Source organism: Bradyrhizobium sp. ISRA464, from assembly GCF_029910095.1.
Lineage (GTDB): Bacteria > Pseudomonadota > Alphaproteobacteria > Rhizobiales > Xanthobacteraceae > Bradyrhizobium.
Genome location: NZ_CP094526.1, coordinates 1,106,206 through 1,129,391, shown reverse-complemented (window position 1 = coordinate 1,129,391; position 23,186 = coordinate 1,106,206). Strand labels below are relative to the sequence as shown.

General features: G+C 64.2%; 17 protein-coding genes. 2 read left to right on the top strand and 15 right to left on the bottom strand.

Annotation, left to right across the window (positions count from 1 at the left end):
* Positions 1–6: 6 nt before the first annotated feature.
* The 3 genes from MTX19_RS05245 to MTX19_RS05235 form a co-directional block, all read right to left on the bottom strand.
* Positions 7–420 carry a Rieske (2Fe-2S) protein gene (locus MTX19_RS05245; RefSeq protein ID WP_280982716.1) on the bottom strand — a complete coding sequence of 138 codons (414 nt, stop codon included), beginning with the start codon at positions 418–420 and terminating at the stop codon, positions 7–9.
* Between the two features lie 78 nt (positions 421–498).
* The gene (locus MTX19_RS05240) at positions 499–1,608 is read right to left on the bottom strand and encodes an amidohydrolase family protein (protein ID WP_280982715.1); all 1,110 of its coding nucleotides are present in this window, start codon (positions 1,606–1,608) and stop codon (positions 499–501) included.
* Positions 1,605–2,681 carry an amidohydrolase family protein gene (locus MTX19_RS05235; RefSeq protein ID WP_280982714.1) on the bottom strand — a complete coding sequence of 359 codons (1,077 nt, stop codon included), beginning with the start codon at positions 2,679–2,681 and terminating at the stop codon, positions 1,605–1,607. The genes MTX19_RS05240 and MTX19_RS05235 overlap by 4 nt, the downstream gene beginning before the upstream one ends.
* Before the next feature lie 161 nt (positions 2,682–2,842).
* On the opposite strand from MTX19_RS05235, the gene MTX19_RS05230 reads away from it, so the two are divergent.
* Positions 2,843–3,325, top strand: a complete 483-nt coding sequence (locus tag MTX19_RS05230) for a CinA family protein (protein ID WP_280982713.1) — start codon at positions 2,843–2,845, stop codon at positions 3,323–3,325.
* Positions 3,326–3,437: 112 nt separating this feature from the next.
* Here MTX19_RS05230 and MTX19_RS05225 read toward each other — a convergent pair whose 3' ends face one another.
* The 10 genes from MTX19_RS05225 to MTX19_RS05180 form a co-directional block, all read right to left on the bottom strand.
* Positions 3,438–4,748: an HlyD family type I secretion periplasmic adaptor subunit gene (locus MTX19_RS05225; RefSeq protein ID WP_280982712.1), complete on the bottom strand. Its 1,311-nt coding sequence runs from the start codon at positions 4,746–4,748 to the stop codon at positions 3,438–3,440.
* Positions 4,745–6,490: a type I secretion system permease/ATPase gene (locus MTX19_RS05220; RefSeq protein WP_280982711.1), complete on the bottom strand. Its 1,746-nt coding sequence runs from the start codon at positions 6,488–6,490 to the stop codon at positions 4,745–4,747. The genes MTX19_RS05225 and MTX19_RS05220 overlap by 4 nt, the downstream gene beginning before the upstream one ends.
* A gap of 150 nt (positions 6,491–6,640) precedes the next feature.
* The gene (locus MTX19_RS05215; RefSeq protein ID WP_348638310.1) at positions 6,641–6,976 is read right to left on the bottom strand and encodes a hypothetical protein; all 336 of its coding nucleotides are present in this window, start codon (positions 6,974–6,976) and stop codon (positions 6,641–6,643) included.
* Between the two features lie 45 nt (positions 6,977–7,021).
* Positions 7,022–7,999: an ABC transporter ATP-binding protein gene (locus MTX19_RS05210; protein WP_280982709.1), complete on the bottom strand. Its 978-nt coding sequence runs from the start codon at positions 7,997–7,999 to the stop codon at positions 7,022–7,024.
* The gene (locus MTX19_RS05205; protein ID WP_280982708.1) at positions 7,996–9,408 is read right to left on the bottom strand and encodes an amidase; all 1,413 of its coding nucleotides are present in this window, start codon (positions 9,406–9,408) and stop codon (positions 7,996–7,998) included. Before MTX19_RS05205 ends, MTX19_RS05210 begins: the two co-directional genes overlap by 4 nt.
* Positions 9,405–9,602 (bottom strand): hypothetical protein, encoded by a 198-nt coding sequence (locus tag MTX19_RS05200; RefSeq protein WP_280982707.1) that lies wholly within the window; start codon positions 9,600–9,602, stop codon positions 9,405–9,407. The genes MTX19_RS05205 and MTX19_RS05200 overlap by 4 nt, the downstream gene beginning before the upstream one ends.
* Positions 9,599–10,672 carry an oligopeptide/dipeptide ABC transporter ATP-binding protein gene (locus tag MTX19_RS05195; RefSeq protein WP_280982706.1) on the bottom strand — a complete coding sequence of 358 codons (1,074 nt, stop codon included), beginning with the start codon at positions 10,670–10,672 and terminating at the stop codon, positions 9,599–9,601. Before MTX19_RS05195 ends, MTX19_RS05200 begins: the two co-directional genes overlap by 4 nt.
* Positions 10,673–10,676: 4 nt before the next feature.
* Entirely contained in the window at positions 10,677–11,564 is an 888-nt protein-coding gene (locus MTX19_RS05190) for an ABC transporter permease (protein WP_280982705.1), read from the bottom strand.
* A 3-nt stretch (positions 11,565–11,567) separates the two neighbouring features.
* Complete coding sequence (locus tag MTX19_RS05185) at positions 11,568–12,521, bottom strand: ABC transporter permease (protein ID WP_280982704.1); 954 nt, start codon at positions 12,519–12,521, stop codon at positions 11,568–11,570.
* A gap of 202 nt (positions 12,522–12,723) precedes the next feature.
* Positions 12,724–14,346 carry an ABC transporter substrate-binding protein gene (locus MTX19_RS05180; RefSeq protein WP_280984697.1) on the bottom strand — a complete coding sequence of 541 codons (1,623 nt, stop codon included), beginning with the start codon at positions 14,344–14,346 and terminating at the stop codon, positions 12,724–12,726.
* A gap of 243 nt (positions 14,347–14,589) precedes the next feature.
* On the opposite strand from MTX19_RS05180, the gene MTX19_RS05175 reads away from it, so the two are divergent.
* Positions 14,590–16,197, top strand: coding sequence for an ABC transporter substrate-binding protein (locus tag MTX19_RS05175; RefSeq protein ID WP_280985868.1), 1,608 nt, complete (start codon positions 14,590–14,592; stop codon positions 16,195–16,197).
* 115 nt (positions 16,198–16,312) lie between these two features.
* On the opposite strand, the gene MTX19_RS05170 is transcribed toward MTX19_RS05175, so the two are convergent.
* Together MTX19_RS05170 and MTX19_RS05165 are read right to left on the bottom strand one after the other, a co-directional pair.
* A complete protein-coding gene (locus tag MTX19_RS05170; protein WP_280985867.1) occupies positions 16,313–18,541 on the bottom strand; it encodes an adenylate/guanylate cyclase domain-containing protein in 2,229 nt (742 codons plus the stop codon).
* A 100-nt stretch (positions 18,542–18,641) separates the two neighbouring features.
* Entirely contained in the window at positions 18,642–22,781 is a 4,140-nt protein-coding gene (locus MTX19_RS05165) for a VCBS domain-containing protein (protein ID WP_280985866.1), read from the bottom strand.
* Positions 22,782–23,186 lie beyond the last annotated feature (405 nt).

The following is a 23,186-nucleotide window of genomic DNA, read 5'->3' as shown; positions in this document are numbered from 1 at the left end:
TCGCGGCTACAGGTCCACCACCACGTAGTTGCTCTCGACCGCGACCTTGATGGTCTCGGCGACATATGGCCCTTTCACGAGGTTCGTGCCCGCCTCGACATTGACCGGATAGGCGCGCACGCGGAAGCGGCGAGGATCGCAATAGGACTGGCCGGTGCGGATGTCGAATTCCCAGCCGTGCCACGGGCAGCGCAGGATCTCGCCGAGCTTCGTATATTCGATCTCACCGGGATCGGACGATGACGCCAGGCCGATCAGCGGGCCCTCGCACAGCGCCGCGCCCTGATGCGGGCAGCGGTTCAACAGGCCGAAGAACTCGCCCTTGACGTTGAAGACCATGATCGGCCGCCCGTCGATCTCGATGGATTTTCGCGAGCCCGGCGGCAGCTCATCCACCGGGGCAACCACATGACGCGCCATTAGTCTCTCTCATCCATGATCTCTTCGGAAAGCCGGTTCCCACTTTGCGCTGGCGCGGCCCTTCGGGTCCGGATCATGTTAGGCAATACCGTACAGTTTCTTTGCATTGTCGAGATAGAACGCCTGCTTGTTGGCGTCGCTGACGCCGGCCGGCAGCACGCGCGACGGCTCGTCGTAGTCCCAGTGCGGATAGTCGGTCGCGAACAACAGCTTGTCCCAGCCGATCCATTCGATGGTCTGGAACAGATGATCGCGGCTTTCCGGATCCTCCATCGGCTGCGTCGTCCACCAGATGTGGTCGCGGATATAGTCCGACGGCTTGCGCTTCAGATGTGGCACCTCGGCGTGCAGCCGCTCGAACACCTTGTCGAGCCGCCAGGCCAGCGACGGCGCCCAGCCGAAGCCGGCCTCGACCATCACCATCTTCAATTTCGGGAAGCGTTCGAACACGCCTTCGAGCACGAGACTCGCGAGCGCCGTCTGCTGGCACTGCGAATGGCCGACCATCTCCTCGATGTAATAGCTCGGCCAGCCCGACGCGGTGATCGGGTTGCCGCCGAAGCCGAAGGCATGCACGCCGATCGGCAGCCCGGTCTCTTCGGCGGCCTGGTAGATCGGCCAGTAGCGGCGCTGACCGAGCGGCTCGACGTTGCGGCTGAGCAGCAGCACCTGGACGAAGTTTTTGTCGCCGGCGCGCTTGCGGATCTCGGCGGCGGCCGAGACGCCGTCCTCATTGGCGACGACGACCGACCCCTTCAGCCGGGAATCCTTGCTGGTCCATTTCTCGATCTGCCAGTCGTTGATCGCCGAACAGATCGCGCCGGCGAGATCCTGGTTGCGGATGCCCTGCCCGGTATTGAGCGGATTGAGCACGCCGAGCGCGACGTTGTTGGGGTCGAGATGCTGCTTCTGCATGAAGGACAGCGAGGAGCCCTGCGGCCCGCCCTCCGGCGGATAGGCGTCGCGGCGCGAGGCGTTGGGCTGCGCCTTCGGATAGGGCGGTCCCCCCATCATGCCCTGATAGGCATGGACGCCGAAGGTTTCGAGATGCGCGTGCCAGCGCTTTGCCAGGAACGGATACAGCTCGTCTTGGGTCGCGCGCGCCGGATGGATGTCGCAATCGGCAATCGCGGTCTTGGTGCCGGTGGACGATGCGGCTTGCGGACGTTCGCGAAGCTGGACGTTCATGGCGTCGTCTCCTTCACTTTCAAGCGCGTATAGGTCGCATGCGGATTGTCGACCGTGATCTTGCGGACGAGATCCGGCGACAATCCCTCGGGCAGCACATCATCGCCGTCGAATTGCCAATGCGGATAGTCGGTCGAGAATAGGATCAATTCGTCCGACTGCATATGGTCGAACAGCCGGTTCAGCGTATCGGGTTCCGGCGGCGCATCGACCGGCTGCAGCGAGAAGCGGATGTTGCTGCGCACAATCTCCAGCGGCGCGCGGTCGACCCACGGCGTTTCCATGCGCACACCGCGCCAGAACTTGTGCAGTCGCCACAGGAACGGCGGCAGCCAGGTGAAACCCGATTCCAGCATCACCATCTTCAGGTTCGGATGACGCGCGAATACGCCCTCGACGATCAGGCTGGTAAGCTGGGTCTGGAACGCCTGCGCCTGCGCGACATAATCCTCGATGTGGTAGGAGCCCCAGCCGACCGAGGTCGGCGGGTTGTGATAGGCGCTGCCGGCATGAATGCCGATCGGCAATCCATGCCGCTCGGCGGCCGCATAGATCGGCCAATAATGGCGCTTGCCGAGCGGCATGTCGCCCATGACCAGCATCAGCACCTGCACGAAGCGCTTGTCCTGCGCGCAACGCTCGATCTCGGCGACCGCCTTCTCGATGCTTTGCACCGGGATCACGATCGAGCCGCGCAGGCGCTCATCCTTGTCGAGCCATTCCTTCACCAACCAGTCGTTCAGCGCACGGCAGAACGCGTTCGCCATGTCCTCGGAAAACACCATCTGGACACCGTAGAGCGGATTGCAGATGCCGTAGGCCGTGCCGAACTTGTCCAGCGCCTGGCGCTGCATGTCGGCCAGGCTCGAGCCCGGCTTGCCCTGCGTCGGTCGCCAGTCCGGCCGCGAGGAGATCGGCGAATTGAGCGGATAGGACTGCGAGATCAGGTCCGTCATGCCGCGCGTCGTCACCTGGTCGCGCCAGTAATCGTTCATGTAGGGCAGCAGGCTGGTGAGATGAGGCACGGCGGGATGCAGATCGCAATCCACGCCGCCCGCGATCGGCGACGTCATGGTGTTTCCTCTGATCGGCGCGCCGGTCGCGACGCCAACTTGTTTGAATGGCATTCAAGCAGGCTTGCCGGTGGCAGGCAACTCGGCAGAAGGCGATGTGGTGTGCTAGGACGGCAGGACGACCCGGAGATTTTTCATGGCACACAACAGGAAGGCCGCCGATGACTGAGCTGGTATCCATCGCCGAGCAGATCGCCGCAAAGCTGATCGCGAACAAGCAGACGATCGCCGTCGCGGAATCCTCGACCGGAGGATTGATCTCCGCATCGCTGCTCGCGGTGCCCGGGGCATCGGCCTATTTCATCGGCGGCGGCGTGATCTACACCCGCGACGCGCGGCGCGTGCTGATGGACATTCCCAACGACGCCATGCCGGGCATCCGCTCGGCGTCCGAACCCTACGCGCAACTGCTCGCGCGCCAGATCCGCGAGCGCCTCTCGACCGATTGGGGACTGTCGGAGACCGGCGCAGCCGGCCCGACCGGCAACCGCTACGGCGACGCCGCCGGCCATAGCTGCATGGCGGTCGCCGGGCCGCAGCACGGGGTGATCACGCTCGAGACCGCGAGCGGCGACCGCCAGGCGAACATGCAGGCATTCGCCAAGGCGGCGCTGGAATTGCTGCTGAAGAATCTCGTGCGCTGACTTCAGCCCCGTAGCCCGGATGGAGCGAAGCGCAATCCGGGGCAGCTCCATCTACGGCGCGAGTGTTCCCGGATTTCGCTGCGCTCCATCCGGGCTACGAGGATTGGAAGCCTCACTTCTCGCGGAACGAGCGCATGAACTGATCGCTCAGCGGCTTCATCAGATAGGACAGCATGGTGCGGTCGCCGGTCTGGACGAAGGCTTCCACCGGCATGCCCGGGATGATCTTGACCTCGCTGCCGAGGCGGGCGACCTCCTCCGGCGGCATCGAAACGCGGATGGTGTAATAGGCCTGGCCGGTGCGCTGATCCGTCGTGGTGTCAGCGGAGACGCGGGTGACGACGCCGTTCAGCTCAGGCGTGGTGCGCTGGTTGAAGGCGGAGAGCCGCAGCAGCGTTTTTTGTCCGATCTGCAGCTTGTCGATATCCTGCGGGTTGACCTTGGCTTCGACCGAAAGCGCGTCGGCCTTCGGCACGATCATCATGATGGCGTCGCCCGCGGTGATGACGCCGCCGACCGTATGCACCGTCGATTGCAACACCACGCCGTCCTGCGGCGCGCGGATATCGACGCGGCGGAGCTGGTCTTCTGCGGTGACCTTGCGCTCGACATACTCGCCGATCTTGTCGTTGGCCTCGCGCAGATCCTTGGAGACCTCGGCAAGCATGTCCTTGTCGACCTGGATGATCTGCAGCTCGGTCTCTGTGATCTTGCCCTTGGCCTGGGCCCGCGAGGCGATGTACTGGGCGCGCTCACCAGCGAGCCGGGCGGCATCGCGTTCCAGCGTGGTCAGGCGGGTGAGCTGCACCAGGTGCTGCTCATAGAGCTGGCGGACGCCGACCAGTTCCTGCTGCACCAAGGCAATTTCCTTATCCTTGGCCTGCTCCTGGGCCTCGAGCCCCGCGATCTCCTCGTTGAGCTGGACGACACGTTCGCGTAGCTGCGCCTTCTGGCCAGTACGGCCATTCACCCGGACCTCGAACAGCTTGGTCTCGCTCGCCATGACATCGCGAACGTCGGGATCGTTGGCCTGCTCGGTGAGCTGCGGCGGAAATGCGATCTTGTCACGGCCCTGCTGCTCGGCCTCGAGGCGGGCGGCGCGCGCATAAAGGCCGTTCAAGGTCTTGACCACGATCGCAAGGCTTGCCTTCACGACGGTCTCGTCGAGACGCACGACGACATCTCCGGCCTTCACCGTGTCGCCGTCACGCGCCAGGATCTCGCCGACCACGCCGCCGGTCGGATGCTGCACCTTCTTGACGTTGCTATCGACGACCACCGAGCCTGGCGCGATCAGTGCGCCCGAGATCGGCACCGTCGAGGCCCAGCCGCCGACGCCGCCGGCCAGAACCAGGACCACAGCCAGGCCGACGATCAGATGCTTCCTGATCGACTGATGTGCGTTGCGCGGGAGATCGGTCATGACTTGGCTGCCCCCGCATCGGCGACGATCCTGACCGGCGTGGGCGGCGCAACACGCTGCAACACCTGCCCGAGCACGACATCCTTCGGCCCGAAGGTCTGCATGCGGCCGTCCTTCAACACCAGGAGCTGATCCACGCCTTCGATGCCGATCGGCCGATGCGCGACCACGACGACGATCGCGCCGCGCTCCCGCGCCGCGCGCACCGCGCGGGTCAGCGCTTCGTCGCCCTCGCTGTCGAGATTGGAATTCGGCTCGTCGAGTACGACCAGGAACGGATTGCCGTAAAGCGCGCGCGCCAGCGCGACGCGCTGCGCCTGGCCGGCCGAGAGCGCACTGCCCTGCTCGCCGACCTGGGTGTCATAGCCCTCGCGCATCTTGATGATCATCTCGTGGACGCCGGCCTCCTTGGCCGCGGCGATGATGCCGTCGGACTTGGCGTCGGGATCGAAGCGGCAAATGTTCTGCGCGATCGAGCCGCCGAACAGCTCGACATCCTGCGGCAGATAGCCGACATAGCGTCCGAGCACGTCCGACGACCACTGGTCGAGCGCGGCGCCGTCGAGCCGCACCTTGCCGCGGACCGGCGTCCAGACCCCGACCAGCGCCCGGACCAGCGACGACTTGCCGGAGCCGCTCGGGCCGATCACGCCAACGCCGCTGCCGGCTTCGACCGTGAAGCTGACATCCTGCACGATCACGCGCTGGTCGCCCGGCGCGACCATGGTCACGCCCTCGACTGCCAGCTTCTTCGCCGGTGGCTGCAACAGGGTTTGCTCGGGCCGCGCCGGCATCTGCTGCAGCAGCCGGTTGAGCCGGTGCCAGCTCTGGCGCGCGGCGACAAAACCCTTCCAGTGTGCGATCGCCAGATCGACCGGCGCCAGCGCCCGCGCGCTCAGGATCGAGCCCGCGATGATGATGCCGCCGGTCGCCTCCTGGTGGATCACCAGATAGGCGCCGACCGCGAGCACGGACGACTGCAGCATCATGCGCAGCACCTTGGCGACCGCACCCAACCCGCCGGTGACGTCGCTCGCGCGCTGGTTGCCGGCCAGATAGTCCTCGTTGGCCTCGTTCCAGCGCTTGTTCATCCGCCCGGCCATGCCCATCGCGACGAGCACCTCGGCATTGCGACGGCTGGAGGCCGCGATATCGTTGCGCCGCGCCGCGAGCGTCAACGCATCCTTGGCGGGCGTGCGTGACATGTATTCGGTGATGAGTGTCAGCGTCACGAGAATGATGGCGCCGACCAGCGCGGTGACGCCGAGCAGCCAATGGAACGCGAAGCAGATCGCCATGTAGAACGGCAGCCAGGGCAGATCGAAGAATGCGCCGGGCCCCATGCTGCCGAGGAAGGAGCGCACATTGTCGAGGTCGCGCAGCGGCTGCAAACCCTCGGTGCGATTGCCGACCATGAGCGGCAGCCGGATGATGGTGTCAAACACCCGTGCGTTGAGGGCTTCGTCGAGTGAGGTTCCGATGCGGCCGAGGATCCGGCCGCGCAGGAGATCGAGCACCCCTTGGGCGATATAAAGGCCGGCGGCGATGACCACGAGGCCGACCAGGGTTGGAACACTGCGGCTCGGCAGCACCCGGTCGTAGACCTGCAGCATGAACATCGAACCTGTCAGGTACAACAGGTTGATCATGCAACTCATGAGACCGACGCCAATGAAGGCACTGCGACATGCGCGCAGCGCGTCACCGAGTTCGGAACGGCGGACGGCGGGAACGGCTGCCATAAATTCCAGTCTCTGCAATAAAGGGTTATGTGAAAGCCACGTTGTACCGACGTTTGTGGCCGTCGTCCATTTTTGTGACCATCCACCATTTAAGTCGCGTTAACCGCGACCGCATGTCCGTGATGGCACGGGGAATTGAAGGAATGATGGCTAGTTTGTCGCCGAACCGGGCCCTGTTCTTGGAAAAGGCACGAGAATGACCGACATCAAGACCCGGCCGATCTCGCCGTAAACATCCAGCAACACGCCGCTGCCGACGCCATGCCCGGCCTCCGGGCGCCAACGGGCCTCGGCCCGGACCCCGATCCACTCGCCCTGTGGTTGCCGGAACAACTGGACCGTCAGGTTCGGATTGGGGTCCGCCGCAATGTTCTGGACCGGGCGCCCGATGCCGTGGGTCCAGTCGGCGGGACCGAGCACCCGCGACAACGGGCCGGCGCCCGCGATCATGCTGTGATGCATTCGGAACCAGCCGGCCCGGCGGATGGCCGCGGTGCGGCACTGGATCGCCGACGCCGTCGCCCGCGCGAGCTAAACCGTGGCCACCGCCGGCTCGGCCAAGATGCAGCGCGCCACACGTCCGGGCGCGATCTGCACATTGGGCGGCAGGCTTTCGCTGCAGCGCGGCTGGGCGAGGCCGCAGCGGGGCGCAAAGGAGCAGCTGGTTGGCGCGCGATCGAGCGAGGGTGGCGTGCCTGGGATGGTCTCCAGCCGCTCGCCGCGCTTCGCGCCATGAACGGTCGAGGCCAACAGCCCCTTGGCATAGGGGTGGACCGGCGAGCGCACAATGTCGCGCAACGCGCCCTGCTCGACCATCTGGCCGGCATACATCACCGCGACACGGTCGCAGATCTCGACGGCGACGCCGATGTCGTGGGTGACGAAAATGACCGACATGCCGAACTCGCGCTGTAGCTCGCGCAGCAGGAGCAGGATCTGGATCTGCACGGTGGCGTCGAGCGCGGTGGTCGGCTCGTCCGCGAGCAGGATCTTCGGCTTGCAGGCGAGCGCCAGCGCGATCATCGCGCGCTGCCGCATGCCGCCTGACATCTCGTGCGGATAGGACTCCAGCCGCCTCTTGGCGGAGGGGATCCGTACCACTTCCAGCATCTCGAGCGCACGCGCCATCGCCTCGCGTTCGCTCTTGCCTTCATGCCGCATCACGGTTTCGGCGATCTGCCGCCCGATCGTGTAGACCGGATCGAGCGCGAGCGCCGGCTCCTGGAAGATCATCGAGACGGTCTGTCCGCGGAATGTGGACAGCGCCTCGTCGTCCATCGCCAGCACTTCCCGGCCCAGCACCTTGACGCTGCCGGACATCTGCGTGCGCTTCTTCGGCAACAGCCGCATCAGCGCCCGCAGCGTCACGCTCTTGCCCGAGCCGGACTCGCCGAGCAGCCCCAACACCTCGCCCTCGCCAAGCGACAAGCTGAGATCGTTCACGGCATGGACCGTGCGATCGCCGGTGAAGCGGATGTTGAGGTTGTTGATCTCGACGAGGTCCATCATGCGAGTTTCGGCACCCTTGCGTGATAATCGGTCGCGCGCTGGAAGGCAGCGCCGATCCGAAGCAGCGTGGCCTCCTCGAAGGAGCGGCCGATCAACTGCATGCCGACCGGCAAGCCCGCTTTCGTGAAGCCCGAAGGGATCGAGAGCGACGGCAGGCCGAGATAGTTGACAGGACGGGTGAACCGCGTCAGCCGCTGCAGCACCGCGTCGGCACCCGGACCGTTGCCGACATCGCTCTCGGCAATCGTCGGCGCCGGCACCGGAGACGATGGCGCAATCACCGCGTCAACGCCGCCGACCGCGGCATTGTGCGCAGCAAGCGCCGGGCCGCGCCAGCGCATCGCCTCGAGATAGGTGACCGCTGGAATCGTGAGACCGTTCTGCAGCCGCATCAACACCTGCGGGCCGTAATCCTGCGGCCGCTCGATCATCCAGCGCTTGTGGAAGGCCGCGGCTTCGACTGCGAGCACCAGTTGCGAGGCTGAGCTCAGCTGGCGCTGGTCCAGCAACTCGACCTTGACGATTTCGGCGCCTTCCTTCGTCAGCGTCGCGATGGTCTCATCGAGGATGCGCGCCACCTCGGAATCGAGGTCGTCGACATAGAACGCCGTCGGCACGCCGATCTTGAGACCCTTCAGCGACTGCTTTGTCGCAGCCATGTAATCCGGCACCGGCTGGTTCGAGGCCGTGAGATCCTCGGGGTCCGCGCCGGCCATCAGGCCGAGCAGCAAGGCGCAGTCCTCCGCCGTCTGCGCCAGGGGACCGACGGTGTCGAGCGACTGCGACAGCGGCATCGCGCCGGCGCGGCTGACGCGTCCGACCGTCGTCTTCAGGCCGGTGACGCCGCAGAAATGCGCGGGCATGCGGATCGAGCCGCCGGTGTCGGAGCCGAGCGCCGCAAAGGTCAGGCGCGCGGCGACCGCCGAGCCCGAACCCGACGACGAGCCGCCGGTGATGTGGTCGACGTTCCAGGGATTATGCACCGGGCCATAATGCACATTGTGGCCGGTGGGCCCGTAGGCGAACTCGACCATCTGCAGCGAGCCGAGCCGGATCGAGCCGGCATCCTTCAGCCGTTGCACCGCGGTCGCGGTCGTCTTCGGCACGAAGTCGCGGCGAATCAGCGAGCCGCAGGTCACGACCTTGCCGGCCTCGTAATACATGTCCTTGTGCGCCATCGGCACGCCGTGCAGCACGCCGCGACTCTTACCGTTGGCAAGCTCAGCGTCGGCCTCAGTGGCCGCAGCGACCGCCTGTTCCGATTCGATCGCCATATAGGCGTTGAGACGTGGTTGCCACTCCGCGATCCGATGCAGCACGGCGCGCGTCACCTCGTGCGACGAGACCTTCTTCTCGGCAATCGCCTTGGCAACTGCGGTCAAGGTCATCAAGGCGGGATCGGTGCTCATTTCGACACCTGCGCGATCTGGGCCAGCAGGAAGCTCGCGGGTTCGAGATCGAAGGGCAGCGTGCCGGAGATCGGCGCAAAACCGTCGAATGCGGGCCCGATCGAATTGGCGATGCGGTTGGCCACCTCGTCATCGGCGGGCACGTCGGCCACGTGCGCGATCACCTTGACGTCCTTGGCTGTGGGTCTGGTCATGCCGCGTTTTCTCCTTTTGCTTTTGCCGGCGCGCGGCTGTGCCCCGAGCCGGGAATGGCCATGTAGCACGCCGCTTGATGGCCCATTGTATCGAGATCGCTGAGTTTTGGCGTGCCGTTTGCGCAGAGCGGCTCCGCAAACGGACAACGGGTGTGAAACCGGCAGCCCGAAGGCGGATCGATCGGATTGGGCGGATCGCCTGATATCGGCGGCACCTCGGTGCGCCGGTCCGGATCGGATGACGGCATCGCGGCCAGCAGCGCGCGGGTATAGGGATGCGCGGGCGCGTCCCAGACCGCATCGACCGGGCCGAGCTCGACGACCTCGCCGAGATACATCACCAGCACGCGGTCGGAAATGTAACGGACCACGTTGAGATCGTGGCTGATGAAGAGATAGGTAAGCCCGAACTCGCGCTTGAGATCCGCCAGCAGATTGAGCACCTGCGCCTCGACCGACTTGTCGAGCGCGGAGACCGCTTCATCGAGGATCACCAGCCTCGGCGACAGCGCCAGCGCACGGGCGATGTTGACGCGCTGGCGCTGGCCGCCGGAAATCTCATGCGGATAGCGGTTGGCGAAGGTCTCGGGCCGCAAGCCGACCTTGCCGAGCAGCTCCCGCGCCAGCGCGCGCGCCGCGCCATCGGCCATGCCATGGACCTTTGGCCCGAAGGCGATCGATTCCTCGATGGTGAGGCGCGGATTGAGCGAGGCGTAGCTGTCCTGGAACACCATCTGCATGCCGCGGCGCAATTCGCGCAGACTGAGCGAGCGGCCGACCTGCATCCCGTCATAGACGATGTCGCCGGCATCCCGCATCATCAGATGCATCAACAGCCGCGCGGTGGTGGACTTGCCGCAACCGGACTCGCCGACGATGCCGACAGTTTCGCCCTTCATGACCGCGAAGGAGACGTTGTCGACGGCGCGCACGGTCTTGCGCGGGCTGAACAACCCGCCACGCACCGGAAAGTGCTTTGTCAGTCCCTTGACCTGCAGCAGCGGTTGCGCGGCGCCGCCGACGTCGGCGACCGGCTCCAGCATGTCGGCTGAAAGATTGGCGTCGCTCATCGCTCTAGTTCCTGATGTCCATGGCGCTGCGCATGCCGTCGCTCAAGAGGTTGAAGCCGATCGAGACCGCGAAGATCATCGCGCCCGGCAGCGCTGCGACCCATGGATTGACATAGATCGCGGTACGCAGCGTGTTCAGCATCAAGCCCCATTCCGGCTCCGGCGGCTTTGTCCCGAGCCCGAGGAAGGAGAGACCGGCGGCCAGGATCATCGACACCGAAATCAGGCCGGTGGCGTAGACGAAAATCGGCCCGAGCACGTTGCCGAGCATGTGCACGCGCATGATGGTGAACGGTCCCGCGCCCGAGGCGCGCGCCGCCTCGACGAAATCCATGTTGCGCACGCCGGTCGTGACGCTCTCCGCCACGCGGGTGATCTGCGGCACGAACACGATCGTGAGCGACACGATTGAGTTGACGATGCCGGCGCCGAGCGCGCCTGAAATCGCGATCGCGAGCAACACCGAGGGGAATGCGTAGAACACGTCGACCGTGCGCATGATCGCGGTGTTGAGCTTGCCGCCGACATAGCCGGCGACGAGACCGAGCGAGGTACCGATCACGAAGGCGAAGATCACGGGCAGGATACCGACGATCAGCGACAGTCGTCCGCCATAGATCAGCCGCGCCAGCATGTCGCGGCCGAGCTCGTCGGTGCCGAGCGGGTAGCCAGGCGTGCCGATATGGCGGAGGCGACGGATCATCGCCCCCTGGTAGGGATCGGCGAGGTGAAGCCAAGGCGCGAGCAGCGCTGACGCAAAAATCAGCACCAGGATGATGGCGCAGGCCATGCTGACCTTGTCGCGCGTGATGCGGCGCGCGACGGTAGACCAATAGCCGCGCGCTTTCGTCGCGGGCGCGGCCTGCAGTGCGGCATCAGTCATCGCACTCATCGCCTAGCTCCGCTTGATCCGCGGATCGATCGCGGCCTGCGCGATATCGACCAGGAGGTTGAGCAGCACGAAGAACAGCGCCAGCACCAGGATCGTGCCCTGCAGCAGCGGCAGGTCGCGCTGGAAGATCGCGGAGTTCAGCAGCAGGCCCGAGCCCGGCCATGAGAATACCGTCTCGATCAGGATCGAGCCGCCGAGCATGTAGCCGAGTTGCAGGCCCATCACCGCAAGCGCGGTCGGTGCGGCGTTCTTGACGACATGGCGGAACACCTCGGTCTCGCGCAGGCCCTTGGCGCGCAGCGCCTCGACGAAATCCTGGCTCAGGATATCGCCGGTCAGCGCGCGCACGGTGCGGGTAACGATGCCCATTGGGATCACCGAGGTCGTGATCGCCGGCAACACGAGATAGCGCAGATGCTCCCAGTCCCATGCCCATGCGCCGGAGCCGCCGGGCCCGGCACCGACCGCCGGCAGCCAGTTGAGCTGCACCGAAAAGATGATGACCAGCAGCATGCCGAGCCAGTAATGCGGCAACGACACGCCGGCGATCGCAACTGAGGTCGCGACCTTGTCGACCCAGGTATCGCGGAAATAGCCGGCGATCAGGCCGAACAGCAGGCCGAACGTGAAGCTGATGATCGCCGCCGCGACTGCCAGCATCACGGTGTTACCGACCGCGCGCATCACTTCGGTCAGCACCGGGCGGCCGGTTGCGATCGAATTGCCGAGATCGCCATGGAACGCACGCCACAGCCACAACCCGAACTGCACCGGCATCGGGCGGTCGAAGCCGTAAGCGGAGCGCAGTTGCGCGGCGAGCTCCTGCGAGGCGTCAGCGGGCAATACGGCGACCAGCGGGTCGCCGGGCGTGATATGCACAAGCAGGAAGCACACCAGCGCAACGCTGAGCACGATCGGAATGACGTAGACGATCCGTCTGGCGGTATAGGCAAACACGAGTCACTCGCTTCTTCCCTTCTCTCTTTGTGGGAGAAGGTGGCGCGCATGACACGCGCGCCGGATGAGAGGTTGTCCCCGCGGAGAGTGAATTCAGGTAATGAGAAGTCCGATCCGCGGAGACAACCCCTCACCCAGCTTCGCTTCGCGAAGCCACCCTCTCCCACAAGGGGAGAGGGTACATCGATTTATGCCGCCAGCCTCACGGCACGATCGTGACCGGCGAGAAGTCGACGAACCAGCTCTTCGGCTGCACGAAGCCCTTGATCTTCGGGCTCATCGCACGCGGTGCGACGTCGTGGGCGACGAACAGGAACGCTGCGTCGTCGACCGAGGCGGCATGCAGCTCGGCGAGCGCCGCGTCGCGCGCGGCCGGATCGAAGGTCTCACGGGCCTTCTTCACCAGGGCATCGAACTTCGGATCGTTGACGAAGCCCCAATTGTTCGAAACCGGCGGCGCCATGCCCGACTGCAGGAAGCGCACCAGCGCGAAGAAGGGGTCCATCGCGGCATAGGTGACGTTGATCGCATTCGCACCGTTGGCCGACGGATCCTTGGCGCCGCGCCGCCAATTGGTGAACAGCGTGTTCCATTCGATCACGTCGAGCTGCACATCGAAGTAGCACTCCGCCAAAGCCTGCTGCAGATATTCGTTCATCGGCAGCGGCAGCATCTGGCCTGAACCCGACGCCGATGTCTGGATCTTGACCGTCAGCTTCTTGTTCGGACCGTAGCCCGCCTCCTGCATCAGCTTCTGCGCGGCCGGCTTGTCATACTTGATCTGGAAGGTCGGGTTGCCGCGCCAGGGATGGCCCCGCTCGAAGGTGCCGGTGGCCGGCACCATCAGGCCCGCGAGCAGGCCGTCACGCAGCCCGTCGCGATCGATGCAGAGATTGGCGGCCTTGCGAACGCGAATATCGTTCCACGGCGAGCCCTCGACGCGCGAGAACTGCCACGGCCAGACATGCGGCTCCTCGTTGGAATAGATATTGAAGCCACGCTGCTTGATCTCTGGCACTGCATCCGGCGCCGGCGCCTCGATCCAGTTGACCTGCCCGGACAGCAACGCCGCGGTGCGGGCATTGGCTTCCGGCATCGGCAAGAGCACCATCTTGTCGACCTTCGGCACGCGCGCCTTGTCCCAGTAGTTCTCGTTCTTCACCAGTTCGAGCCGCTCGCGCGGGGTGAAGCTCGACATCTTCCAGGGGCCGGTGCCCGAGGCATCCTTGGCGAACGCGGCCCACGCCGCCTGCGACTTCGCCTTGGCGTCGACGCCTTCGGCCTTGTCGTAGAATTGCTGCCACTTGGTCGGGCTCGCCATGAACAGGTTGGTGAGGTTGATCGGCAGGAAGCTGTCCGGCTCCTTGGTGGTCAACTCTACGGTCATGTCATCGATCTTGCGCGCCGAAACCAGCGTCGGCATGCGCGAGGCCGTGACGCCGACCTGGCTTGGGTCGAACTGCGGCGCGTCCTGCTTCAGCACCTTGTCGACGTTCCAGACCACGGCATCGGCATTGAAGTCGCTGCCGTCATGGAATTTCACGCCCGGACGCAGCTTGAAGATCCATTTCGTCTTGTCGGCGTCATCGACCTTCCACTCGGTGGCGAGACCGGGGATCATCACGCTCGCCTTGTCGGATGACGACAGATCCCATATCGTCAGCGCGTCGTACATCGTCAGCCCGGTGAAGCGATTGCCTTCGAAACCCTGGTCGGGCTGGCCGAGCGTGCGCGGAATATCGGCAGCCGTCATGCCAATTCGCAGCACGGTCTCGGCGCTTGCGATCGCCGGCGCGCCTGCCGCAAACGCAAGCGCCAGCACCATCGCCGCCGCGTTGGTCTTCTTGTTTCGCATGTGAGCAACCCCTTCTCGACTTCACGTGATTGACGCAGTGATTATTTCTTGGGCAAGCGTATGCAATGCCTGTGCCAAGGGGAATGGTTCGGCAGCAGAAAGCCGCGGGGCGCGTCATTTCCTTCCACCTCGCAGCAAGACAGGGTGACGGTGCCTAATCTGGCACCATGCTTGCAAGCCTGGCTCCGACTTTCAATGAGCGGAGCCTTTAATATGCGTGCGCGCAGTTCGATCCTTGTGGCGGCAGCGGTGCTTGGCATGGCCGCGGGCTGGCCGGTCGCGCCAGTGCGCGCCGAATCCATTGTGCGATACGGCATTTCGATGGCCGACATCCCGCTCACGACGGGCCAGCCCGACCGCGGCGCTGGCGCCTATCAGTTCACCGCCTACACGATCTACGATCCCCTGGTCGCCTGGGAGATGGACGTTGCCGACAGGCCGGGCAAGCTGGTGCCTGGACTCGCGACCGAATGGAAGGTCGACGACAAGGACAAGACCAAGTGGCGCTTCACCTTGCGCAACGGCGTGAAATTCCATGACGGGAGCGATTTCAACGCCGATGCGGTGATCTGGAATCTGGACAAGGTGCTGAACGACAAGGCACCGCAGTTCGACAAGCGGCAGAGCGCGCAGGTCAAGACCCGCCTGCCCTCGGTCGCGAGCTACGCCAAGATCGACGACTCGACCATCGAGATCACGACCAAGACGGTCGACTCCTTCTTTCCCTATCAGATGCTCTGGTTCCTGATCTCCAGCCCCGCGCAGTACGAAAAGCTCGGCGGCGATTGGGACAAGTTCGCCAGCCAGCCTTCCGGCACCGGCCCGTTCAAACTGACCAAGCTGGTGCCGCGCGAGCTCGCCGAGCTGACGAAGAATCCGGACTATTGGGACAAGAAGCGGATTCCAAAGGTCGACAAGATGATCCTGATCCCGATGCCGGAGGCGCTGACGCGCACCAACGCGTTGCTGGCAGGCCAGGTCGACTTGATCGAGACGCCGGCGCCTGACGCCGTGCCGCAGCTCAAGGTCGCCGGCATGAAGATCATCGACAACGTCACGCCGCATGTCTGGAATTATCACCTGAGCGTGCTGCCCGGCTCGCCCTGGGCCGACATCCGCCTGCGCAAGGCGCTCAACCTCGCGATCGACCGTGACGCCGTGGTTGGCCTGATGAATGGATTGGCAAAGCCCGCCAAGGGACAGGTAGACCCGTCGAGCCCGTGGTTCGGCAAGCCGACCTTCGATCTGACATACGATCTCGCGGCCGCGAAGAAGCTGGTGGAGGAAGCCGGCTATTCGAAGGATAGGCCGCTGAAGACCACCTTCATCATCGCGCAGGGCGGCACCGCGCAGATGCTGTCGCTGCCGATGAATGAATTCCTGCAGCAGAGCTTCAGGGAGATCGGCATCGACGTCGACTTCAAGGTGGTCGAGCTCGAGACGTTATATACGCACTGGCGCAAGGGCGCGGCCGACGAGATGAATGCCGGGATCACCGCCAACAACATCGCCTATGTGACGTCGGATCCGCTTTACGCCATCGTGCGGTTCTTCCATTCCGGCCAGGTCGCGCCGGTCGGGGTGAACTGGGGCGGCTACAAGAACCCGAAGGTCGACGCGCTGATCGACGAGGCCAGGCAGACCTTCGATGCCGTAAAGCAGGACGAACTTCTGGCGCAGGCGCACGCGCTGATAGTCGATGACGCCGCGTTGGTGTGGGTGGTGCACGACACCAATCCGCATGCGCTGTCGCCAAAGGTGAAGACGTTCGTCCAGGCGCAGCACTGGTTCCAGGACCTGACGCAGATCGGGCTGGAGTGACGCCATCACTTCCCATCGTCATGCGCGGGCTTGACCCGGCAATCCATCCATCAGAATAGGCGCTCTCTTGCGATGGATGCGCGGGTCAAGCCCGCGCTTGACGAGTTTTTACCCGTCACTTCGTCAGCAGCGCGAATGCGCCATTCCAGTCGTCAGGCGGCGGGGCCTTCTGGAAGGCGCGGATGCGCGCCTCGTAGAGGCTGTAGAGCTGTTGCAGCGCCTGCGCCTCGTCGGTCTTGCGCCCGCGCTCGATCGCGGCGAGCGCGCCGTCCCAGTCGCGGCCGCGGTAGCAGGCAAGCATTTCGATGGTCAGGTTGCGCAGCCGCTGGAAACGGCCGGAATTCGCCACCTCCTCGCGGCCGGCGATCGCATAGATCACCTCGGGCTCCTTCTTGCCCTTCACCATGATGAAGTCGAGCTCGAGGATCGCGAATTTGTCCTTCACTGCTAGCGCGGTCTGCGATCCCACGATGATCGGGAAGCCGTACTCCTTGGATTGCCCCTCCAGGCGCGACGCCAGATTGACGCTGTCGCCGAACACCGAATAGTCGAACCGCACGTCGGAGCCCATGTTGCCGACCACGCAGGTACCGGTGTTGAGGCCGACGCCGATGTTGAGAGGCACGTAGATGTGACCGCCTTCGCGCGCCTCCTGCTCGCGCGCCTGGTTCAGCTCGTCGACCCTCTCCAGCATGTCGAGCGCGGCTTCGCAGGCGTTGATCTGGTGGTCCTTGTCGTCGAGTGGCGCGTTCCAGAACGCCATGATGGCGTCGCCCATATATTTGTCGATCGTGCCTTTGCGGACGAGAATCGCATTCGAGAGCGGCGTGAGAAAGCGATTCATCAGCGCCGTGAGGCCCTGCGGATCGCGCTTGTAGGTCTCCGAGATCGAGGTGAAGCCGCGCATGTCCGAGAACATGATGGTCATCTCGCGCTCCTCGCCACCGAGCACAAGCTTCTCCGGCGACTGCGCGAGCTGCTCGACCAGCGCGGGCGACATATACTGCACGAATTGCGTCCGGATCTGCCGGCGCTGCTGCTGCTCGCGCACGAAGGCGGAGAAGATCAGCGTGAGGTAGATCGCCGTGGTCGACATCAGCGGATAGGTGAAATCGATCAGCAGCCGGTGCTGGCTGTAGAAATACCAGGATGTGCCCACCAGCACCGACGCGAACAACCCGCCGACCGCGACCAGCGTCACCGGTCCGAATTTCGGCGCAAAAGCGATGACCAGAAGACCTACGATCATCGCACCAAAGAACTCGAGCGCAATGCCGTAGCTCGGCTGCTGCACCACGGCCCCGGTCAGCGCACTTTCCAGGAGCTGGGCATGAATCTCCACGCCCGGCATCGCCGCCGACGCCGGCGTCGTCTTGATGTCGTTCAATCCGACCGCCGAGGTACCGATCAGCACCAGCTTGCCGGATATCTTGTTGACCGGCACATTTCCGTCGAGAACATCGGATGCGGACACATAGATCGACGGATCCTGGCGCGCGAAATGCACCCAGAGCTGTCCGTTGCGATCAGTGGGGATCTCAAGCCCTCGCAGATTGATGCTCTTGACGCCGGCCTTGTCGGTCTTGATCAGCACCGTCGGCGTGCCGGAGACGATCCGCAATATTTCGAGACTGAGCGATGGCATCAGCATGCCCTGCGCCCGCATCACCATCGGCACCCGCCGGACGATGCCGTCCCGCTCGGTCTTGATCGTGAACAGGCCGCGCCCGGCGGCGGCGCGCTCCAGCACAGGCACGTTTCGCAGCAAGCCGGCAAACTGGTACAGAAAAGGCTCGGCTTCCTCGCCGAGCGTCGCAAACGCCGTCGTCGGCAGGGTTTCGTCGAGCTCCGACCTCACTTGCGCGAGCCCCGTCTCGCCCAGCACCACGCGCGACCGGCGGATTGCATCGGACAGGATTTGGTCGTTGGTCGGCAACTCCCGCAGTCGCTTCCTGGTGACCTCGTCGATGAACCGCATCTGACCCGCGACCCTATCGGGGTTGAGACGGTCCGGCTCCGAGAAAACCACGTCGAAACCGATCGCGGCTGCGCCGAGACTGGTCAGATTGATAATGATGTCGGCGATGGTCGTTCGCGGCCACGGCCACTGGCCGAGCTTGGCCAGGCTTTTCTCGTCTATATCGACAATCGTGACCGGACGGATCGTCTTCTTGCGGGGATCGATGCGCTGGAACGAGTCGAAGACCCGGACCCTCAATTCCTCGACCGGCGCCGGATCCACGACGCGCAGCGCGGCGATGCCGATCAGCAGCACCACGCACGCCAGCCGCGCATAGCCGAAGCGTCGCGCGAACGATCTCTGTATCGCCCTCAGCCGTTTCATGCGATCTGGATATCATGCACGGGAGCTTGTTCCAATCGGGCACGACGCACGCAACGCGGGACAGCTTACGATCGACGCCGCCCCAGGCACCGCACGCCGGTCAGCCGATATGAAGGATGAAGTCGTTCTGCGACAAACTCGCCTTGGCGACCCCGTGCAGCGTAATGGTGTCGGTGGCATCGACAGTGATCAGCGTATCGGCCGAATTCGTCGGGGAGACCGCAACATGCTGGTTGAACCAGGTGGTCGCATCGGCGGTCGATACCACCGCAGACAGGTCGATATGGTCCTGACCGGGCGTGAAATTCATGATCGTGTCGTGATTGAAGTTCGGCGCGAACACAAACTGGTCCTGATGACCCGGCATGCCGAACAGCACATCCCTGGCGGTGGTGCCCGTCAATGTCACCGGTTCGGTCGAATTCTGCTGGACGTCGAAGATCAGATTGACCGTATCGCTCGCGCCATGGCTGTCGACCACGGAGATCGTGACCATGTCCGTCGGCGCTTCGCCACCCTCGTGATAGGTGAGGCCGGACGCCAGCGTGGCGTTGACGTGGGTCAGATCCCCCGCATCGGACGCAGGATTGACGCTGCTGCCCGAGCTGGCCGTCGCGGTCAGGGTGAAGGTCTCGTTGGCGCTGGCGCCCGCATCCGCGACGGTCAGGCCTGAAATCGTGTCCATGCCGCTCTCGACATCGTGCGTCACGGTGAGATTGTCGACATTGAGCACCGGAACGGCACCGGCGCCGAGAATATCGATCGTCAGCGTGGCCGTACCCATGGCGCCGTGAACATCGGTGGTCTCGATGCCGAACGTGTCGGTGTAGGCGCCTGCGGGGAGCGCCTTGATTGCGGCATCGGGAACATAGGTGTAGGTGCCGTTGGCGTTCACCGTCAGGGAGCCGTAAAGGCCCTTGATCGCCGTGTTCGTTGCCTGATGCGCTTGATCGAGGGCACCATAAGTCAGCGTTGCGGTCTCGCCGTCGTCGACATCGTACCCGTGGAGCGTCCCGACCATCGTGCCGAAGCTGCCGTCGGTCGCGGGAGCGAGGACCGTGCCAAGGTCGGGGAGCGTCGGCGCGTCGTTGGTGCCGGTGATGGTGATGGTGACCGGCTGATCGACCACGCCGTGAGCGTCCTCGACCTGGATCGTGTAGGCGAGCGTCAGCGTCTCGCCGGCGGCGAGATTGTCGAAATTGCTGTCGGCTGCGGAGAACGTCCACGCGCTCGATCCCGTCACACCGTTGGTCGAATCCGCCAGCGTGCCCAGGGACAACCAGCTCATCACGACGCTCTGGTCGGGCAGGCCGGAAGTCGCCCCGGTCTCGGTCACGCCAGCGATGGACACTTTGTGCGTGTCGCTGAGATCGGGATCGGTAAAGGTGATCGTGCCTTTGGCAGTGTCCGGTGTGGACGAAGCGGTCGTATCCGGCAACTCGGTGATCGCAGCGGCTTGTGGGGCCGACGTGACGACGGGCGCGTCGTTGGTGCCGGTGACCGTGATCGTCACCGGCTGGGTGACGACCCCGCCGTGATGGTCGTCGACCTGGACCGTGTAAGTGAGCGTCAGCGTCTCGCCGGCGGCGAGATAATCGAAATTCTTGTCGGCTGCGGAGAACGTCCAAGGGCTCGATCCCGTCACACCGTTGATCGAATCCGCCAGCGTGCCCAGCGACAACCAGCTCAGCACCGTCTCCGGGTCGGCAAGGCCGGTGGTAACTCCGGCCTCGGTCACGCCGGTGACGCTCACGGTATGGGTATCGCTAAGGTCGACATCGGTGAAGGTCACCGCGCCCGAGGCCGTATCCGGATTCAACGAACCGGTCGTATCCGGGATCTCGGTAATTGCAGCCGTCTGCGGGGCCGACGTGATGACGGGCACGTCGTTGGTGCCGGTGATGGTGATCGTGACGGGTTGGGTAACGATTCCGCCGTGATGGTCATCGACCTGGATGCTGTAGACGAGCGTCAGCGTCTCGCCGACGGCCAGATAGTCGAAATTCTTGTCGGCAGCCGAGAACGTCCACGAGCGCGATCCCGTCACGCCATTGGTCGAATCGGCGAGTGCTCCCAGCGACAGCCAACTCAGCACGGTCGCCCGGTCGGCAAGACCGGTGGTGACACCGGACCCGGTCACATCAGCGACGGTCACGCTGTGGGTGTCGCTGAGGTCGACGTCGGTGAAGGTCACCGTGCCGGACGCGGTATCGGGCCTCAGCGAGCCGGTCACCCCGGGGGCTTCGGTCATCGCGGCGGCCTGCGTCGGCGACGTCATCACCGGCTTGTCGTCGGTGCCGACGATCGTGATCGTGACGGGCAGCGTGACCACGCCGCCGTGATGGTCGTCAATCTGAACCGTGTAGGTGAGCGTGAGCGTCTCGCCGGCGGCGAGGTAGTCGAAATCCTTGTCGGCGGCCGAGAACGTCCAGGAGCGCGATCCCGTCACGCCATCGGTCGAATCGGTGAGCGCCCCGAGCGACAACCAGCTCAGCACGGTCGCCTGGTCGGCGAGGCCGGTGGTAACGCCTGACTCGGTGACGCCGGTGATGGTGACAGTATGGGTGTCGGTCAGGTCCGGATCGGTGAAGGTGACCGTCCCACGCGCCGTATCCGGCACGGTGGAATGCGTCGTCCACGGCGTCTCGGTGATCGTGGCCGCCTGCGCCAACGACGTCACGATCGGCACATCGTTGGTGCCGGTGATCGTGATGGTGAAGGTCTTGAACGCGGTCTCGTTGAGAAGCGCGTAATTGTTGTCGACGCGCGCCGTGTAGGTCAGCGTCAGCGTCTCGCCGGCCCCCAGGAAATCGAAGGCGCTATCCGGCAGGCTGTAAGTCCAGGCCGCGGAACCGATGTTGGTGTTGCGAGGGTTTTGCTCAACGAGCAGCGGGATCTCGACCGCCTTGATGGCCGCGAGTTGCTGGGCCGTCAGCGAAGCGGTGACGTCGTTGTGCTGGGCGTCCTGGTAGGTGAACGACGTAAAGCTCGCCGTTGCACTTGGTATATCGCCGAGGTTGACGTCAACCCATCTGATCACGCTCGAAACCGTGTCAGGGGACGCGCTTTGGGTCAGCCCGGGCTGCTCGGTAAACGCGGCATTGAACGTCACGGTCTCGGGCGCCCCGGCGACGTGGTCGTGGCCCTTGGTCGCGACATTCTGCGCCGGGCCGTTGACAAAGGTCAGCAGGAAGATCGTTGGCGCGACGATATCGCCACCAACGAGCTTGAAGCCTGTCGTGGTCGGGACGATCGAGTCGGTGAAGTTCGATGTGAGCTTGGTGTTTGGATTGGTATTGTCGGTGAACTTGAGCGCGAAGACGTCGGAGATGAGCTTCTGTGCATCGGTCGACAGTTGCGCAGACGACAGGAAGCTGACGCTGCCCGCGCCATTGACGATGGTTTGCGTACCGGCCCGATCGACGGTCGCGATCGGATTGAGCGTGGTCTTGTCGAACAGGATGTAGGAGCCAGTGGTGCCGTCCGGCTCGACCAGCACCTGGAATTTGGCCGGCGGCACGCCGCCTGTTCCCTGCACGTCGAAGTCGATTTCGACCAGCACCGCCGTGCCGCGAATGCCCATGGTCGCGACCGGCGTATCGACCTTCATGTCGCCATGCTTGGCGGTCGCGCCGGCGACGAACGAGATCGTGCCCTGGACCAGGCTCAGCAGCGATGAATTGTTCGACCCGTTCGGGTCGTAGATCATTTCGTTCAGCACCATTTTCGCGTTCGGCCCGAGACCGAACACGGTGCCGTCGATAAAGGTGATGCCGAGCGTCGAGCCGGCGCCGGACTGGACCACGTCGCCCTTGTAGACATTGTCGCCCTGGTTCAGCACGACCGCGACGCCGTTGCGAACGACGGTAGCGCTGCCGACAAGCTTGCTGACGTGACCAATGACTTTCGGCGGCTCGACAGCACCGCCGGCCTGGGCAAATTGTGTGTAACCGGTGAGCGCGTTGACGATGTCGCCGGTCAGATGCGCGCCGTCGGGCGAGGCCAGGGGCGCGCGTTTTTCACCCCTGAAGTAGTCGTGCAGGACCAGCTCGCGATCATCCTTCGACAGGACCAGATCGAGGCCGGAACGTTTGAAATCGCCGGTGAACAGCAGTTGGGCGTCGTCAACGATGATTGCGCCGGGCGGCGCATGTCCCGAAACGCTGTCGACATGGACCTGCCCACGGGCGTGAGCGTCCAGGCTCGGCAAGATGCCGTCAAATTTATCGACAAAGTTCACCGCGGATCACCGCACGTAAGGGGAAATATTTATGGAATATGCAAACGACTATGCTTGCATATCATCTGATGGAACCCGGCGAAACCGGCCTGTGCTTACGCAAAGGCGATCCCGTCGCGCTTTTCGAACGGGTTGACCGCGGCTCTTACTGCCGAGTCTCGTCTGGTTTGAGCTTGATTCCGGGTAATCTGAGGTAAGTTTTGAGCTGTGTAGGTATTGGTCCACGTATTCGTGGTATTGACGGCCATTTTTCTACTTGCCTGTATTTTCCCTCAAATTCCCGACCGGATTTGAGCCCAAGTTCCCGGCTAAGGCTGTGAATTGGCTTACAAATCGCACAATTCCGTACAGCTCTGCCGGATTAAACCAGAAAGCGAGGATAAGGCGCCGGCAGACGGTGAAAGG